Genomic DNA, 16,374 nt, shown 5'->3' with positions numbered 1-16,374 from the left:
AGCGCCGCCGGGGAAAGAAACCGACATTACGCAGCAAATGACGCCCTCCCCCGCCCCGCACGCGACCACGACCTGAGGAGCCACCCGATGCGCGCCGTCGAGGACCACGCACGAGGCCGCCTGATCAGCGACGCACCCGTCGCCCGGGCCGTCCCCGTCGCCCTCCGCTACGACCCCGGCTTCTCCCCCGCGACCGTCCGCTTCGTCCTCCCCGGCGGGATCGAGTGGTCCTTCCCCCGCGCCCTCCTGGAGGACGGGCTGCGGGAGCCCGCGCACCGCGGCGACATCGCGGTCTGGCCGTGCGGCCGGGTGCAGACGGTGGTCGAGTTCCACGGCGAGGACGAGGTCGCGGTGGTCCAGTTCGACAACGCCGCGCTGAGGCGGTTCCTGGAGCACACGTACGCCGCCGGCGCGTCGTCTCTCACGACACGCTGACGGCGTACGGCCGCGTCGGCTCCCCGTCCCCACAGGTCCCGGCGCGGTCCGGGGCGCGCCCCCCGCTCAGGGGCGGCCCCGGGGTTCTCGGGGTGTCACGCCTTCACGAGGTCCGGCCTCGGGGCTCCGCCCTCGGCGTCCCGCCCGGCCAGGCCCTCGCCCTCCACGTCCACGTTGGGCAGCGCCCGGTCCAGCCACCTCGGCAGCCACCAGGCCTTGTGGCCGAGGAGCGCGAGGACGGCCGGGACGATGGCCATGCGGACGACGAAGGCGTCGAAGAGGACGGCGACGGCGAGGCCGAAGCCGATCATCTTGATCATCTGGTCGCTCATGCCGATGAAACCGGAGAAGACCGCGATCATGATCACCGCGGCGGCGGTGACCACCCGGGCGCTGTGCCGGAAGCCGGTCACGATCGCCTCGCCGGGCCGCTCGCCGTGGACGTACGCCTCGCGCATCCGGGTCACGAGGAAGACCTCGTAGTCCATCGCCAGGCCGAAGACGACGCCCACCATGAAGATCGGCATCATCGACATGATCGGGCCGGTCTGCTCGACGCCGAACAGGCTGCCCAGCCAGCCCCACTGGAAGACCGCGACGACGGCGCCGAGGGCGGCGACGACCGAGAGCAGGAAGCCGAGGGCGGCCTTGAGCGGCACCAGGATCGAGCGGAAGACCACGGTCAGCAGGAGGAAGGCGAGGCCGACGACGAGTGCCAGGTAGGGCACGAGGGCGTCGTTCATCTTCTGCGAGAAGTCGATGTTCATCGCGGTGGCGCCGGTGACGAGGACGTCGTCGCCGGTGGCGTCGCGGATGTCGTGGACGAGGGTCTCGGTGGCGCCGGAGGACGGGCGGTCCTTCGGGATCACCGTGATCATGGCGGCGTCGCCGGCCTTGTTGGGGGTGGCGGGGGTGACGGCGGCGATGCCGTCGAGGCGCTCGATGGTGTCGACCGTCTTGTCGGCGGTGGCCTTGTCGCCGTCGACGACGACGAGCAGCGGGCCGTTGAAGCCGGGGCCGAAGCCGTCGGAGAGCAGGTCGTAGGCGCGGCGCTCGGTCGCGGAGACCGGCTTCACGCCGTCGTCGGGCAGGCCCATCTCCAGGGAGGCGGCCGGGATCGCGATGGCGCCGAGGCCGAGGACGCCGGCCAGCAGGACGAAGAGCGGGCGGCGGATGACGAAGCGGGCCCAGCGGGTGCCGGCGTTCGGCTTGGCGGCCTTCTCCGGGGACTCGGCGGCGCCCTTGCGCTGCTTGCGGCCGATCACCTTGTCGCCGGCGAAGCCGAGCAGCGCCGGGATCAGGGTGAGGGCGATCAGGACGGCGATGACGACGGTGCCCGCGGCGGCGAAGCCCATCTTCGTCAGCATCGGGATGTTGACGACGGCGAGGCCGACGAGGGCGATGACGACGGTGAGTCCGGCGAAGACGACCGCCGATCCGGCGGTGCCGGTGGCGCGGCCGGCGGCCTCCTCCTTGCTCCGCCCGTCGGCCAGTTCGGCGCGGTAGCGGGAGACGATGAAGAGGGCGTAGTCGATGCCGACGGCGAGGCCGATCATCATCGCGAGGGTGGAGGTGGTGGAGCCGAGGTCCAGGACGTTGGCGAGCGCGGTGATCGTGGAGACGCCGATGCCGACGCCGATGATCGCGGTGAGCAGCGGCAGTCCGGCCGCGACGAGCGAGCCGAAGGTGATGACGAGGACGATGCCGGCGATGACCACGCCGACGATCTCGCCCGCGCCGGTCTCGGGCATGGTCTGGAGGGCGTCGCCGCCGAGCTCGACCGTCAGGCCCTTGCCCTGGGCCGCGTGACCGGCCTGCTGGAGGGCTTCACGGGTCTCGTCGGTCAGCTCCATCCCGTTGACCTTGTAGGCGACGGAGACGTAGGCGGTGGAGCCGTCCCGGGAGACGGCCTGCGCCGTGTACGGGTCGGTCACGGAGACGATCTGGTCCGAGCCGGACTTCAGCGCGGCGACGGTCTCCTCGACGACGGCCTTGGGGGCCGCGTCGGTCATCTTGCCGCCGTCGGGGGCCTTGAAGACGACCCGGGCGGTGGCGCCGTCGGCGCCGGCTCCGGGGAAGCGCTCTTCGAGCAGGTCGAAGGCGCGCTGGGCCTCGGTGCCGGGGATGGAGAAGGAGCTGGAGGTCGCGGCGGGCGCGGTGGCGGCGCCGACTCCGGCGAGCGCGAGGAGCGCCACCCAGAGGAGGGCGACGAGCCGTCGGCGCCGGAAGGCGGTGCGGCCCAGCTTGTACAGGAAGGTGGCCACGGGTGCGTACTCCCATTGTGGGGCGGGACAGGGCATGGGGAGCCGGCCCGACGGCGTGAGCGGTGCGCAGTCAGGTGGAGCAGGGACGAACGGTGGTGCGGGTCAGACGCCGAGTGAGGGGAGCACGACGGCGTCGACGTAGGCGAGCAGGAAGGCGCGGTCGACCGGCTGGTCGTCGACCAGCGGGCGGGCGACGAACGCCCCGATCAGCATGTGGGGGACGAGCTTGAGCGCCGGGTTGTCCGGATCGATCTCGCCGCGCCGGACCGCTCGGGCGAGGACCTCGTCGAAGCCGTTCAGCTCGGGTTCGATGAGCAGCTCGCGCAGGGCCCGGTGCAGGTCCGGGTTGTCGTGGACGGCATGGGCCAGACCCCGCATCAGCGCGGTGTCCTTCTCCATCTGGCAGTCGTCGGTCAGTTCCATGAGGGCCTGGAAGTCGCCGCGCAGCGAGCCGGTGTCGATCTCGGTGAGACTGACCGGCTTGTTGTGGCGCAGGGCCCGGGCGACCAGCTCCGGCTTGCTCCCCCACTGGCGGTAGAGGGTGGCCTTGCTGGAGTGGGTGCGGGCGGCGACGGCGTCCATGGTGAGGGCGTCGTAGCCGACGTCGCGGAGGAGGTCGAGGACGGCCGCGTACAGCTCGGACTCCCGCTCGGGCGTGAGTCTGCTGCGGGCCATGCCGTACCTCCGGACCGAACGAAACGGTTTCGTACTCTTCGTACGGTACGAAGGTACCCCGCCACCCAGCGAAACGAAACCGTTTCGTACGTGTCCTGGGACACACGCCTCCGGCCACGGGTCCCGCCGTACGGGTTGCCGCACCCCCTCCGCGCGGAAAGCATGAACGGGTGAGTGACGACGTGGCCTACCTCCGCTTCCCGCACCTCCACGACGACCTGCTGTGCTTCACGGCCGAGGACGACCTCTGGATCGCCCCGCTCGTGCCCGAGGGGCGGAGACCCGGCCGCGCCTGGCGGCTCACGGTCGACCGCACCCGGGCCGGACACCCCCGCTTCTCCCCCGACGGGCGCCACATCGCCTACACGAACTGGCGCAGCCTCGACCCCGAGATCCACCTCGTGCCCGTCGACGGCGGCCACGCCCGCCAGCTGACCCACTGGGGCTCCACCGACACCCGCGTCTGCGGCTGGTCGCCCCCGGACAAGGACGGGCGCTCCGACATCCTCGCCGTCTCCTCGCACGGCCAGCCCTTCTCGTACTTCTCCTGGGCCTACACGGTCGCCACCGACGGCACGCCCGGCAGCAAGCTGCCCTGGGGCCCCGTCTCCGACATCGCCGTCCGGGACGTCGACGGCGAGCGCCGCACCCTCCTCCTCACCGGCACCCCGCCGCACGCGCCGGCCGCCTGGAAGCGGTACCGGGGCGGCGCCACCGGCCGCCTCTGGCTCCACGGCGAACGGCTCCTGCCCGACATCGGCGGCCACCTCGCCGACCCGATGTTCGTCGCCGCGCCGCCCGGCGAGGAGGGGTACCGGGTCGCCTTCCTCTCCGACCACGAGGGCATCGGCAACCTCTACTCCTGCCGCCCCGACGGCACGGACCTGCGCCGCCACACCGACCACGCCGACTTCTACGCCCGGCACGCCTCCTCCGACGGCCGCCGGGTCGTCTACCAGTGCGCCGGAGAACTGTGGATCGCCGACGACCTGAGCGCCGGCGCCGAACCGCGCCGCCTGGAGATCCGGCTCGGCGGGCAGCGGGCCGGCCGCCGCCCCTACCAGCTGCCCGCCTCCCAGCACGTCGACGCGCTCTCCGTCGACGAGACCGGCCGGGCCAGCGCCGTCGGCGTACGCGGCAGCCTGTACTGGCTCACCCACCGGGACGGGCCCGCCCGCGCCATCACCGACACCCCCGGCGTCCGCGTCCGGCTCCCCGAGATGCTCGGCAGCGGCGGCCAGATCGCCTATGTCACCGACGCCGAGGGCGAGGACGCCGTCGAGATCGCCTACCTCCCCCGGACCACCGGCGACCGGCCCGCGCGCCGACTCGCCGCCGGGGAGCTCGGCCGGGTCGAGGAACTCGTCGCCGACCCCGACGGCGAACGGCTCGCCATCGCCTCCCACGACGGCCGGCTGCTCCTCGTCGACGCCACCGAGGACTCCAACGGCGAGGTCACCGAGCTCATCCGCTCCGTCAACGGCCCCGTCCGCGACCTCGCCTTCTCCCCCGACGGCGCCTGGCTCACCTGGTCCCACCCCGGCATCGGCCGCTCCCTGCGCTCCATCAAGCTGGTCCGCATCTCCGGCCCGGGCCCGCGCACGGTCATCGACGTCACCAACGGCCGCTTCGAGGACGAGAACCCGGTCTTCACCAGCGACGGCCGCTACCTCGCCTTCCTCTCCTGGCGCGGCTTCGACCCGGTGTACGACGTCCACACCGGCGACCTGTCGTTCCCGCTCGGCTGCCGCCCCTACCTGGTCCCGCTCTCCTCCGCGACCCCCTCGCCCTTCGCGCTGCTGCCCGACGGCCGCCCGGCGGCCGGCGGCCTCGACCCGGCCGACGACGGCGCCGACAGCGGCGACGGCACGGTCACCGTGGAGATCGAGGGCCTGCCCGACCGGGTCACCCCCTTCCCCGTCGCCGCCTCCAAGTACTCGGCGCTCGCCCCGGTCTCCGGCGGCGGGCTCGTCTGGCTGCGCTGGCCCATCTCCGGCGCCCTCGGCGAGACCTTCGCCAACCCCGCCGACACCTCGGGCCGCCCCACCCTGGAGCACTTCTCCGTCGTCAAGGCCCGCCGCAGCGAACTCGCCCGCGACCTCGACTGGTTCGCCGTCAGCGGCGACGGCTCCCGGCTCGTCGTCTTCGACGAGGGCGAGCTGCGGGCCGTCCCCGCCACCGAACCCGGCGACGGCGACTCCACGGTCTACCTCGACCTGCGCCGCATCCTCCACGACGTCGACCCCGGCGCCGAGTGGCGCCAGTCCTACGAGGAGGCCGGGCGGATCGTCCGCGCCTACTTCTGGGAGCCGGGGATGGGCGGCGTCGACTGGCCGGCGATCCTCGACCAGTACCGGCCCCTCCTCGAACGGGTCGCCTCCCCCGACGAGTTCGCCGACCTGCTCCGCGAGGTCATGGGCGAACTCGGCACCTCCCACGCCTACGTCACCCCCGCCCGGCGCAACGAGGGCCCGCCGCACTACCAGCGCCCCCAGGGGCTCCTCGGCGCCAACCTCGTGCCCCGCGACGGCGGCTGGGTGGTGAAGCGGATCCTGCCCGGCGAGTCCTCCGACTCCAAGGCGCGCTCCCCGCTCGCCGGCACCGGCATCCGCGAGGGCGCCGCCCTCACCCACGTCGACGGCCGGCCCGTCGACCCCGTCACCGGCCCCTACCCGCTGCTCGCCGGCACCGGCGGCACCACCGTCGAGCTCACCTTCACCCCGGCCGGCGGCGAGGGCCGCTCCCGACGGGTCGCCGTCGTCCCGCTGATCGACGAACGCCCGCTCCGCTACCAGGACTGGGTCGCCAAGCGCCGGGCCGTGGTCCGCGAGCTGAGCGGCGGCCGCTGCGGCTACCTCCACATCCCCGACATGGGCGGCTCCGGCTGGGCCCAGTTCAACCGCGACCTGCGGATGGAGGTCTCCCGCCCGGCCCTCATCGTCGACGTGCGGGGCAACGCCGGCGGCCACATCAGCGAACTGGTCGTGGAGACCCTCACCCGGAAGATCATCGGCTGGGACCTCACCCGCAACGCCCAGCCCGTCAGTTACGCCTCCAACGCCCCGCGCGGCCCGGTCGTCGCCCTCGCCGACGAGGCCACCTCCTCCGACGGCGACATGATCACCGCCGCCTTCAAGCTCCTCGGCCTCGGCCCCGTCGTCGGCCAGCGCACCTGGGGCGGGGTCGTCGGCATGACCGGCCGCCACAAGCTCGGCGACGGCACCCAGATCACCGTCCCCATGAACGCGGCCTGGTTCACCGAGTGGGGCTGGTCCGTGGAGAACCACGGCGTCGAACCCGACCTGGCCGTCCTGCGCACCCCGCTCGACTGGGCCGAGGGCCGACACGCCCAGCTCGACGACGCCGTCCACCGGGCCCTCGCCCTGCTCGAATCGGAGCCCGCCGCGAGCCCGCCCGGCTACGAGTCCGTGCCGGACCGCTCCCGCCCGAAACTGCCGCCGAGATCCAGCTCGTAGGCGATCCCGGACTCCCCACTGTCCATGGCCACGCTCCCCACCGCACCGAAACCGACCCGGGCGAGCACCGCCCGGGACGCGAGGTTGTCCGGCGACGCCCCGGCGTACAGCCGGCGCAGCCCGTACTCCTCCACGGCGAGCCGGCACACCTCCAGGACGCCCCGGGTGGCGAGCCCCCGCCCGGTGGCCGACTCCGCGATCCGGTAGCCGAGCTCGGCCGCGCCGTCGGCCACGTCGACCAGGTTGACCCGGCCGACGATCGCGCCGCCCTCGGCGACCAGGACGTGGAAGTGGACGGTCCCCTCCTCCTGCTCGTCGAGCAGCGCCCGGTGCCGGGTGTCGAACTCCGTGAAGTACGCGTCCCCCCGGTCGGCGACGGTGGCGGCGAAGTAGGCCCTGTTCTCCCGCTCGAAGACGAGCAGGGCGGGCGCGTGGTCGGGGCGCAGGCGTTCGAGTGCGACGGACATGAGGGGAGCGTACGAAGATCCGCGCGCGGGCGCGCGGGAGTTACGCGCGGAAGTGGCCCGCGCACGCGGAAGGCGCACCCGGCGTCCCGGGTGCGCCTTCCGTCACAGGACGGGCGTCAGGCTCCGTGGTCCTCGCGCATACCGCGCTCGCGCGCTTCGCGCTGTTCGCGCTCCTTCGCCTCCTGCGAGCCCTCGCGCCCCTTCTTGGCGCGCTCCGAGGCCTCGTCCTTGGCGTTGCCCATGGCCTGCTTGGCGCGGTCCTGGAGCTCCTGCGCCTTGTCCTGGAACTGGTCCTTGATGCCCATGAAGTTCACTCCTAGTAAGGGTGTGAGGGGACGGGGCGGCTTGCCCCTGGGCCTCGACCAGCCTTGCACGAGCGAACACTCCACGCATTTCGATCAGTTACGGTCCGTACGGGCGGGGCTCACGCCCGCTCCGTGCGGGCCTGTTCGTCGGCCACGCCACCCGCGCCCACCAGGCCCTTCGACACCGAGGACAGCCGGGGCTCGAACCGCTTCATCTCGCGCTGTCCGACTCCGGCGATCACGCCGGGCAGGTAGCCGCGGACGGACTGCATCCCGCGCAGCCACCACTGCGCGTACACGTGGGCGGAGCGGCGCTCGATGCCGGCGACGATCCGGTCGACGGCCGGGCCGAGGGGGTACGTGCGGTTCGACGGCCACGGCAGCCGCTGCCGCAGCTCCTTCATGACGTCGTCCTGGTCGGCGCCGCGCACCATGTCGGTGTCGGTCCAGGAGAGGTAGCCGACACCGACCCGCACGCCCTTGTGGGCGACCTCGGCGCGCAGGCTGTGCGCGAAGGCCTCGACGCCGGACTTGGAGGCGCAGTAGGCGGTCATCATCGGGGCCGGGGTCATCGCGGCGAGCGAGGCGATCTGGAGGAAGTACCCCCGGGACTCCATGAGGACCGGGAGGAAGGCGCGGCCGGTGACCGCCCCGCCGATGAGGTTGACCTCGATGACCCGCCGCCAGGCGACCGGGTCGGAGTCGACGAACGGACCGCCCGCCGCGACACCGGCGTTGGCGACGACGATGTCGACCTTCCCGAAGCGCTCCTTGACCTCGGCGGCGACCCGGGCCATGGCCTCGTGGTCGGTGACGTCCGCCTCCCACCAGTCGGCCTCGGTGTGCAGCCGCCCGGCGACCTCCTTGAGGAGCTCGGGCTCCAGGCCGACGAGGGCGATCTTCGCGCCGCGCGCGGAGAGCTTGCGGGCGAGCAGCTCGCCCACGCCGCGGGCGCCGCCGGTGACGACCGCGACCTGCCCTTCCAGACTGACCCTGCTCATACCCCTGCCTCCTTGCTGGTCGGACGCGCTCCGAGATAGGTGAGCGTCAGTTCGCGGATCTGCGCGGTGACGGCCTCCGGGGCCTCGACCGGCGTCATGTGGCCCATGCCGGCCAGTTCGGTGAGTCCGGTGCAGTGCGGCAGCGCCTCGGCCATGGCCCGGGAGTGGACCGGCGGCGTGAGCCGGTCGGCGGTGCCGACGAGGACGGCGGCCGGTACGCGCAGGTCGCGCAGGCCCGCCTCCAGGTCGAGGTGGGCGAGCACCTGCGACCAGCCGTGGCGGGACGGGCGCGGGCAGGCGTGCACGATCCGGGCACAGGCGTCGACCCTCCCGGGTGACGAGCCGGGTCCCATGGTCGCGTACCTGAGGACCTTCTTCGAGATCCCGGTGACCGGTCCGAGCGGCGCCTTCGAGCCGAGGACGGCGCCGGTGAGCCGGGTCCGCAGCCCGCCGGGCCCGAGGGGCACGACCGTGGACTCGGCGGTGAGCCGGGACGGGCCGGTCGAGCAGAGCAGGACGGCGGCGGCGTGCTGGACGAAACCGGGGCGGCCGGCCGCGGCCATGATCGTCATTCCGCCCATGGAGTGGCCGGCGACGACGGCCCGCTCGCCGGGCCCGAGGGTGGCGGCGAGCACCGCCTCCAGGTCGTCGGCGAGCGCGGTGGTCGAGTAGCCGCCGGCGGCGGGGACGGGTGAGCGCCCGTGGCCGCGCTGGTCGTAGGCGACGACCCGGTGGTCGACGGCGAGGTCCCGGATCTGCTCGGCCCAGAAGGCCGTCGAGCAGGTCCAGCCGTGGGCGAGGACGACGACGGGCGCGCCCTCGGGGCCGTGCACCTCGGTGTGCAACTCGGCGCCGTCGGCGGAGCGGACGGTCAGGGTGCGGGGGTTCACGAGGCGGCCTCCTTCTTGCGGTCGGCGCGGCGGGCGGTGGGCTCGGCGCCCTTGACGGCGGCCTTCACCGGCTTGGGGGCGCGGACGACCTCGTACTCGGAGAGGTCGACCCGGCGGGTCTCGCGGCGGAACTCCCCGGTGGTGCCCGGCCAGAGGGTGGTGTTGCGGCCGTTGGCGTCGAGGTACCAGCTCTCGCAGCCGCCGGCCTTCCAGACGGTCCGCTCCATGCGGTTCTGGACCTTGCGGTTCCAGGCGTTGACGGCGGAGGGGCGGGCGGCGAGGGCGGCCCGGCCGCCCAGGACGTTCAGCTGGCGGAGGTAGTCGGCCATGTAGTTCAGCTGGGACTCGATCATGAGGATCATGGAGGAGTTCCCGAGGCCGGTGTTGGGCCCGATGATCGTCATCCAGTTGGGGAAGCCGGCGGCGGTGGCGCCGCGCAGCGACTCCATGCCGTCCTTCCAGGCCTCGGCGAGCGAGCGGCCGTCGGCGCCGATGACGCGCGGGGCGATCGGCATGTCGGTGACGTGGAAACCGGTGCCGAAGACGATCGCGTCGACCTCGGTCTCGGTGCCGTCGGAGCCGACGACGACATTGCCGCGGACCTCCTTCAGGCCGCCGGCGACGACGTCGACGTTGGGCTGGGCGAGGGCCGGGTAGTAGGCGTTGGAGAGCAGGATCCGCTTGCAGCCGATGCGGTACGAGGGCGTGAGCCTGGCCCGCAGCGCCGGGTCCTTGACGGCCCTGGCGATGTTCGCCTTCGCCAGCTTCTCGACCAGGCCCAGTTCGCCGGGGTGCCTGGTGAAGGCGCCGACCTGGAGTTCGCGGATGCCCCACAGGATGCCGCGGCGCAGGGTGGCGGTGGCGGGCAGCTTGCGGTGCAGCCAGCGCTCGGGGCCGCTGATGGGGCGGTCCAGGCGGGGCATGACCCACGGGGGCGTGCGCTGGAAGAGGGTCAGCCGGGCGACCTCGGGCTGGATGGAGGGCACGATCTGGATGGCGGAGGCGCCGGTGCCGACCATGGCGACCCGCTTGCCCCGGAGGTCGTAGTCGTGGTCCCAGCGGGCCGAGTGGAAGACCTTGCCGGTGAAGCCGTCGAGCCCCGGGATGTCCGGGATCTTCGGGTCGGAGAGCGGCCCGGTGGCGGAGACGACGACGTCGGCGCTGAAGGAGCCGGCACTGGTCTCGATCCGCCACCGCAGCTCGTCGGCGTCCCACTCCATGCGCAGCACCTCGTGGTTCAGGCGCAGGTGCGGGCGGAGCCCGAAGGTGTCGGCGACGTGCTCCAGGTAGGCCCGGATGTGGCGCTGCCCGGAGAAGGTCCGGGGCCAGTCGGGGTTGGGCGCGAAGGAGAACGAGTAGAGGTGGGAGGGCACGTCGCAGGCGCACCCGGGGTAGCTGTTGTCCCGCCAGGTCCCGCCCACGGAGTCGGCCCGCTCCAGGATGACGAAGTCGGTGATTCCCTCGCGGCGCAGCCGGACGGCGGCTCCGAGTCCGCCGAACCCCGATCCGATCACCGCCACCCGAACGTGCTCGTGCTTCGCCATGCCGCCTCCCGTGCGCCCGGCCAAGATTCCGCCAGCAATCACTGGCACAGTCGGGACTGTAGAGCAGCTCCATACCGAGCGGTAGGGGTCGGACGAGGGAAAGTTACCGGCGGTACAACATAGGCTGGCGGGTGTGGCAGAACGATCAGGGAACCCACCCCACGAGTACCGGATGACGGATCTGGCCGAGGCGGCCGGCATCACCGTCCGCACGCTCCGCTTCTACCGCGAGCGCGGCCTGATCCCGCCGCCGCGCCGCGAGGGCCGGATCGCCTGGTACGACGAGCGCCACCTGGCCCGCCTCCGCACCATCGCCGCCCTGCTCGAACGCGGCCACACCCTCACCGGCATCGCCGACCTCACCACGGCCTTCGAATCGGGCCGGGACGTCGGCGAGGTCCTCGAACTCGGCACCCCCACCGAGGAGGAGCCGGTCCGGCTCACCCCCGGGGAGCTCGCCGACCACTTCGACGGCGAGGTCACCCCGGAGAACCTGGCGGCCGCCCTGGACCTCGGCTACCTGGCGACGGACGGCGAGGAGATCGTCCACGTCAGCCGCCGCCTCCTCGACGTCTCGGCGGCCCTGGTCCGCGAGGGCGTCCCCCTCGCGGAGGTCCTCAAGGCGGGCGCCGTCGTCCGCGAGCACGCCGACGCCCTCGCCGCCCTCTTCGCCGACGCCCTGGGCCCCCACGTGAAGGACGGCGACCTCCGGCACCTGCGCCCGCTCGCCAAGAGCGTCGTGGAGGCCGAGCTCTCCATGGCCCTCGACCGCCGCCTGCGCGACACGGGGGCCTGACGGCCTACAGGTCGTACACCGCGGTCACCGGAGCGTGGTCGCTCCACCGCTCCGCGTGGGTGGCCGCCCGCTCCACGTACGCCTTGACGGCCTTCGCCGCCAGGCCCGGGGTGGCCATGTGGTAGTCGATGCGCCAGCCGCTGTCGTTGTCGAAGGCGCGGCCGCGGTAGGACCACCAGGAGTAGGGGCCCTCCTGCTCGGGGTGGAGGGCGCGGACGACGTCGACGTACCCGCCGTCGGTCTCCTCCAGGACGCGGCCGAGCCACTCGCGCTCCTCGGGGAGGAAGCCGGCGCTCTTGCGGTTGGCCTTCCAGTTCCTGAGGTCGGCCTCCCGGTGCGCGATGTTCCAGTCGCCGCAGACGACGACCTCGCGGCCGTCGGCGGCGGCGCGGACCCGCAGCTCCTTGAGGTAGGGCAGGAACTCGCCCATGAAGCGGTACTTCTCGTCCTGCTTCTCGGTCCCGGCCTCGCCGGAGGGGAGGTAGAGGCTGGCGACGGTGACGCCGGGCAGGTCGGCCTCGATGTAGCGGCCGGAGCCGTCGAACTCGGCCGACCCGAAGCCGACGCGGACCGCGTCGGGCTCGCGCCGCAGGTAGAGCGAGACGCCGGCGCGTCCCTTGGCGGCGGCGGGGGCGTGGGCGGTGAACCAGCCCTCGGGGGTCCGGACCTCCTCGGGCAGCTGCGCCTCCTCGGCGCGCACCTCCTGGAGCAGGACGGCGTCGGCGGAGGTCTCCGCCAGCCACTCGACGAAGCCCTTCTTGGCGGCGGCACGAAGACCGTTGACGTTCGCGCTGGTGACAGTGAACATCCCGGGAGAATACCGACACCCGCCGCTCGCATACACGTACGATCGACGCCATGCGCATCGAGCCGATCCCCTACGACCACCCCGATTCCGTGAAACTGCAGGACGAGGTGCTGGCCGAGTACGTCGTCCGCTACGGCGACAGTGAGGGCGACGCCACACCGCTCGACCCCTCGATGTTCGTCCCGCCGCGGGGCCTGTACCTCCTCGCGTACGACCCCGAGGGCCGCCCGGTCGCCAGCGGCGCCTGGCGCCGCCAGGACGAGAACGACGAGGGGTACGCGGACGGGGACGCCGAGCTGAAGCGCATGTACGTCATACCCGAGGCCCGCGGCCTGGGCCTGGCCCGCCGCATCCTGGCCCTCCTGGAGGACGACGCCCGCGCCGCCGGCCGCACCCGCGTGGTCCTGGAGACGGGCACCGCCCAGCCCGAGGCCATCGCCCTCTACACCTCCAGCGGCTACGAGCCCACCGCCGCCAAGTTCGGCCACTACCGCCACCACGACAACAGCCGCTGCTTCGCCAAGCCGCTGGACTGACCCCCCGGAGGCCCCGGAAAAGCGACTTGAACGTGTTCAAGTCGGCGTCTACAGTCGTGCCCGGCAACGACGAACGCCCGAGGGGGGCCTCTCAACTTGCGCAAGCGCACGTTTCTCAGCGCCGGAGTGGCGGCGACACTGCTCGCCACCGGCGGAATCATCGGCGGGGCGGGGACGGCCCTGGCGGCCGGCGACCCGACGTACTACTTCGAGCCGGTGGACGCGAAGGTCCTCCAGCCCGGCGAGGGCTGGGCCGAACTGTCCTCGCCCGGGGGCGGCGGCATGGAGACCGGGCAGCCGGACGGCACCTTCGTCTACGCCCTCAGCAAGAAGCCGCTGACGGACGCGGCCTGGACCGGCGGCGGCGCCCCGGCCGGCCTCACGGTCGACCCGACGGACTCCTGCACGCCGAAGGCCGGCAAGGCCGGCGTCTACCTCTGCGACGTGACGGAGGACGGCTACCTCTTCCCCGCGCCCGAGGTCAGGGCGACCGCCACCGCGGCCGACAACACGACCGCCTACTACGCGCTGGTCTACGTGCCGCGCGGCGCCAGCGTCGACGCCGGCATCAAGCAGGCGCAGACCGCCGCCACCCAGCCGATCGGCGACCGCCGGGCGCACTCCACGATCACCGTGAAGACCCGCGCCCACGTGGCCCGGAACACCATGAAGCCGACCGTGCCGACCCTCCCGGGCGGCGGCACGGTGCAGCACACCGTGAAGCTGCACGCGGTCGACACGGGCCGGCTCGACATCAACCTGGCCGAGGCGCCCGGCGAGCGGCGCTGGGACGACGGCGAGCTGAAGGTCGACGTCACGGGCGTGGACGCGGGCGGCGCCGAGGGCGCCGTGTGCGACCACTCGCTCGGCGAGATCGGCTGGGGCGGCATCTGGTGCGAGATCAGCGCGCCGGGCGACTACACGATCACCTACGGCCTGCGGTCCGACGTGACGACGCCCGCCTGGAAGCTGCGCGCCACCACCGTCTACGAGGTGTACGACTTCGGCACCGGCAACCCGGAGGCGACGGCCGACTTCGGCATCGCCAGCCCGATCCCGGTCATCCCGCGCTACCAGCTCATCGGGCGCACCCCGGGCGGCGACCTCTACTTCAACGTCGGCTCCGGCCGCAGCCCGCGGATCTTCTCGTACAGCGACCTGTCCGGCGCCACGAGCGAATGGGCCGGCTACTCGGCCGCCACCCGCCTCGGCCCGCTGACGGTGCAGAGCACCGGCGCCGGCGCGGTGGGCCGGGACCGGAACGGCGTCCTCTGGTCGTACGCGGCCTCCGGCGACGGCGGCCTCTTCGACGACCGCCGCAAGGTCGGCGGCGGCTGGCAGGTGTACGACGCGCTGGTCGGCGCCGGCGACCTGACCGGCGACGGCAAGGCCGACCTGCTCGCCCGGGACGCCTCGGGCACGCTGTGGCTCTACCGGGGCACCGGCAACCGCACCGCGCCGTTCGCCACCCGGGCCCGCGTCGGCGGCGGCTGGCAGATCCACGCCGTCCTCACCGGCGGCACCGACCTCACCCGTGACGGCAAGGCCGACCTGCTCGCCCGCGACAAGGCCGGCGTCCTGTGGCTCTACCCGGGCAGGGGCAACGGCACCTTCGGCGCCCGCGTCCAGGTCGGCGGCGGCTGGCAGGGCTACACCTCCCTGGTCTCGCCCGGCGACCTGAACTCGGACGGCAAGGCCGACCTGGTGGCCCGCGACGCCGCCGGCACGCTCTGGTACTACCAGGGCTCCGGCACCGCGACCCGCCCGTTCGCGACCCGCGTCAAGGTCGGCGGCGGCTGGAACAGGTACAACCTGCTCTTCTGATCCGCCACCGGACCGCCGGTACGCCCTTCCGAAGGCCGCCGGGAGCTCGCCGCACGCGAGCCCCCGGCGGCCTTCCGCCGCCGGTCAGGCGCGCGGTCCGCCCGGGGTCTCGGCGAGGACGCGCCGGATGTCGGCGGCGAGGTCGAGGTTGGCGGACGCCCGCGCCTCCTCGGCGAGGACGCGCAGCCGGTCGAGCCCGGCCTGCTCCCGGCCCTCGGCGACCAGCAGCCGGCCGTCCAGGACGTCGAGCCGGACCCGGCCCCGGTAGGTCATCCGCGGGTCGGCCCCGCCCCGGCCCCCACCCTCGCCGCCGTCCCCGCGCAGCCGGTCGAGCAGCGTGCGCGCGTCGGCGAACCGGCCCTCCTCGAAGGCGAGTTCGGCCCTGATGGAGACGACCTCCCGCTCCAGGGCCGGGAGGCCGAGGAAGGCGAGGCCGCTCTCGGCCTGCTCCAGGTACCGCTCGGCCGCGTCCGGTTCGGGCGGCGTCTTCTGGACGTGCAGATGGGCGGCGGCGATCCGCAGCCGCGTCCACAGACCGAGGTCGCCCGTGCTGGGGAAGCCCGCGAGGGCCTGGTCGAGGAGGAGCTGGGCGCCCTCGAAGTCGCCCTGGCGGACCCGTACCGCCGCCCCGGTCCACAGGGCCTCCGCCCACAGGGAGTCGCGGCGGTCGGCGGTCAGCTCGGTGAGCTCGTCGGCGTGGGCGCGGGCCTCGGCGAGGCGGCCCGCCTCGGACTCCACGGAGACCAGCGCGAGCAGGCCGGCGGCGACGTCGGGCACGGCGAGGCCGTGCTCCCGGGCCAGCCGGTGGGCGTCGGCGGCCACGTCGACGGCCGGGCCGGTGTCGCCGAGGGTGCGCAGGCAGCGGGCGAGCCGGGCGAGGCCGCGGACGCGCAGCGCGGGCTGGCCGAGCCGTTCGCCGAGCGCGACGAGCTCCTCCAGGCGTTCCCGCTCCCGCTCCCGCCGGTGGTGGCGGCGGTGCCAGTGGGCCACCTGCCAGAGGGCCTGCCAGCGCAGCGGCGGGTCCTGGTCGCCGCCGGCCTCGGCGGCCAGGGCCCGCTCCAGCGCCTCCAGGGTCTCGTCGGACTCCAGGGAGGCGGCGAGGGCGAGGGCCTGGCTCAGCGAGTCGCCGCCGGCCCCCTCGTCGAAGACCGAGAGGTCGGCGCCGAGCTGCGCGGCGAGGTGTTCCACGGCGCGCGGGGTGGGGTTCCGGGCCCCGGACTCCAGCCGGGAGAGGTAGCCGGTGGACATGCCGTCCCCGGCGAGCGCGGCCTGCGACAGACCCCGTTCGGTACGCAGCCGCCTGAGCCGGCGCCCGAAGTAAGGCTGCTCCAGCACGTGATCAACCCCAGGGTG

Annotated in this window: 14 protein-coding genes; 5 read left to right on the top strand and 9 right to left on the bottom strand. The window is 73.6% G+C overall.

The features are described from left to right. Positions 1 to 87 precede the first annotated feature (87 nt). A complete protein-coding gene (locus tag ACFQ8C_RS00225) occupies positions 88 to 435 on the top strand; it encodes an SsgA family sporulation/cell division regulator (protein ID WP_383450392.1) in 348 nt (115 codons plus the stop codon). A 95-nt stretch (positions 436 to 530) separates the two neighbouring features. Here the strand turns inward: ACFQ8C_RS00225 and ACFQ8C_RS00220 are convergent, their stop codons facing one another. Together ACFQ8C_RS00220 and ACFQ8C_RS00215 are read right to left on the bottom strand one after the other, a co-directional pair. Continuing rightward, on the bottom strand, positions 531 to 2,699 hold the full coding sequence (locus ACFQ8C_RS00220; RefSeq protein WP_383450389.1) for an MMPL family transporter: 2,169 nt from the start codon (positions 2,697 to 2,699) through the stop codon (positions 531 to 533). Between the two features lie 102 nt (positions 2,700 to 2,801). Then, complete coding sequence (locus ACFQ8C_RS00215) at positions 2,802 to 3,374, bottom strand: TetR/AcrR family transcriptional regulator (protein ID WP_383450387.1); 573 nt, start codon at positions 3,372 to 3,374, stop codon at positions 2,802 to 2,804. A gap of 170 nt (positions 3,375 to 3,544) precedes the next feature. On the opposite strand from ACFQ8C_RS00215, the gene ACFQ8C_RS00210 reads away from it, so the two are divergent. Then, positions 3,545 to 6,850, top strand: coding sequence for a S41 family peptidase (locus ACFQ8C_RS00210; RefSeq protein WP_383450385.1), 3,306 nt, complete (start codon positions 3,545 to 3,547; stop codon positions 6,848 to 6,850). On the opposite strand, the gene ACFQ8C_RS00205 is transcribed toward ACFQ8C_RS00210, so the two are convergent. From ACFQ8C_RS00205 to ACFQ8C_RS00185, 5 genes are all read right to left on the bottom strand, one after another. After that, positions 6,793 to 7,317, bottom strand: a complete 525-nt coding sequence (locus ACFQ8C_RS00205) for a GNAT family N-acetyltransferase (RefSeq protein WP_383450382.1) — start codon at positions 7,315 to 7,317, stop codon at positions 6,793 to 6,795. The genes ACFQ8C_RS00210 and ACFQ8C_RS00205 overlap by 58 nt on opposite strands. A gap of 116 nt (positions 7,318 to 7,433) precedes the next feature. After that, entirely contained in the window at positions 7,434 to 7,622 is a 189-nt protein-coding gene (locus tag ACFQ8C_RS00200; protein ID WP_383450380.1) for a hypothetical protein, read from the bottom strand. A gap of 119 nt (positions 7,623 to 7,741) precedes the next feature. Continuing rightward, the gene (locus tag ACFQ8C_RS00195; protein WP_383450377.1) at positions 7,742 to 8,623 is read right to left on the bottom strand and encodes an SDR family oxidoreductase; all 882 of its coding nucleotides are present in this window, start codon (positions 8,621 to 8,623) and stop codon (positions 7,742 to 7,744) included. Continuing rightward, positions 8,620 to 9,513 carry an alpha/beta fold hydrolase gene (locus tag ACFQ8C_RS00190; RefSeq protein ID WP_383450374.1) on the bottom strand — a complete coding sequence of 298 codons (894 nt, stop codon included), beginning with the start codon at positions 9,511 to 9,513 and terminating at the stop codon, positions 8,620 to 8,622. The genes ACFQ8C_RS00195 and ACFQ8C_RS00190 overlap by 4 nt, the downstream gene beginning before the upstream one ends. After that, complete coding sequence (locus tag ACFQ8C_RS00185; RefSeq protein ID WP_383450371.1) at positions 9,510 to 11,057, bottom strand: flavin-containing monooxygenase; 1,548 nt, start codon at positions 11,055 to 11,057, stop codon at positions 9,510 to 9,512. Before ACFQ8C_RS00185 ends, ACFQ8C_RS00190 begins: the two co-directional genes overlap by 4 nt. Positions 11,058 to 11,229: 172 nt before the next feature. Between ACFQ8C_RS00185 and ACFQ8C_RS00180 the strand changes: the two genes are divergently transcribed. Continuing rightward, the gene (locus ACFQ8C_RS00180) at positions 11,230 to 11,853 is read left to right on the top strand and encodes a MerR family transcriptional regulator (RefSeq protein WP_383450626.1); all 624 of its coding nucleotides are present in this window, start codon (positions 11,230 to 11,232) and stop codon (positions 11,851 to 11,853) included. A gap of 4 nt (positions 11,854 to 11,857) precedes the next feature. On the opposite strand, the gene ACFQ8C_RS00175 is transcribed toward ACFQ8C_RS00180, so the two are convergent. After that, a complete protein-coding gene (locus tag ACFQ8C_RS00175; RefSeq protein WP_383450369.1) occupies positions 11,858 to 12,661 on the bottom strand; it encodes an exodeoxyribonuclease III in 804 nt (267 codons plus the stop codon). A 50-nt stretch (positions 12,662 to 12,711) separates the two neighbouring features. Between ACFQ8C_RS00175 and ACFQ8C_RS00170 the strand changes: the two genes are divergently transcribed. Together ACFQ8C_RS00170 and ACFQ8C_RS00165 are read left to right on the top strand one after the other, a co-directional pair. Then, entirely contained in the window at positions 12,712 to 13,197 is a 486-nt protein-coding gene (locus tag ACFQ8C_RS00170; RefSeq protein ID WP_383450367.1) for a GNAT family N-acetyltransferase, read from the top strand. A gap of 96 nt (positions 13,198 to 13,293) precedes the next feature. Beyond that, positions 13,294 to 15,021, top strand: coding sequence for an FG-GAP repeat domain-containing protein (locus ACFQ8C_RS00165; protein ID WP_383450364.1), 1,728 nt, complete (start codon positions 13,294 to 13,296; stop codon positions 15,019 to 15,021). 84 nt (positions 15,022 to 15,105) lie between these two features. Here the strand turns inward: ACFQ8C_RS00165 and ACFQ8C_RS00160 are convergent, their stop codons facing one another. Next, positions 15,106 to 16,356: a helix-turn-helix domain-containing protein gene (locus ACFQ8C_RS00160; RefSeq protein ID WP_383450361.1), complete on the bottom strand. Its 1,251-nt coding sequence runs from the start codon at positions 16,354 to 16,356 to the stop codon at positions 15,106 to 15,108. Positions 16,357 to 16,374 lie beyond the last annotated feature (18 nt).

It is taken from the genome of Streptomyces sp. NPDC056503 (assembly GCF_042794995.1).
Taxonomy (GTDB): domain Bacteria; phylum Actinomycetota; class Actinomycetes; order Streptomycetales; family Streptomycetaceae; genus Streptomyces.
The sequence above is the reverse complement of the archived record's forward strand: the minus strand, read 5'-3'. Positions and strand labels throughout refer to the sequence as shown.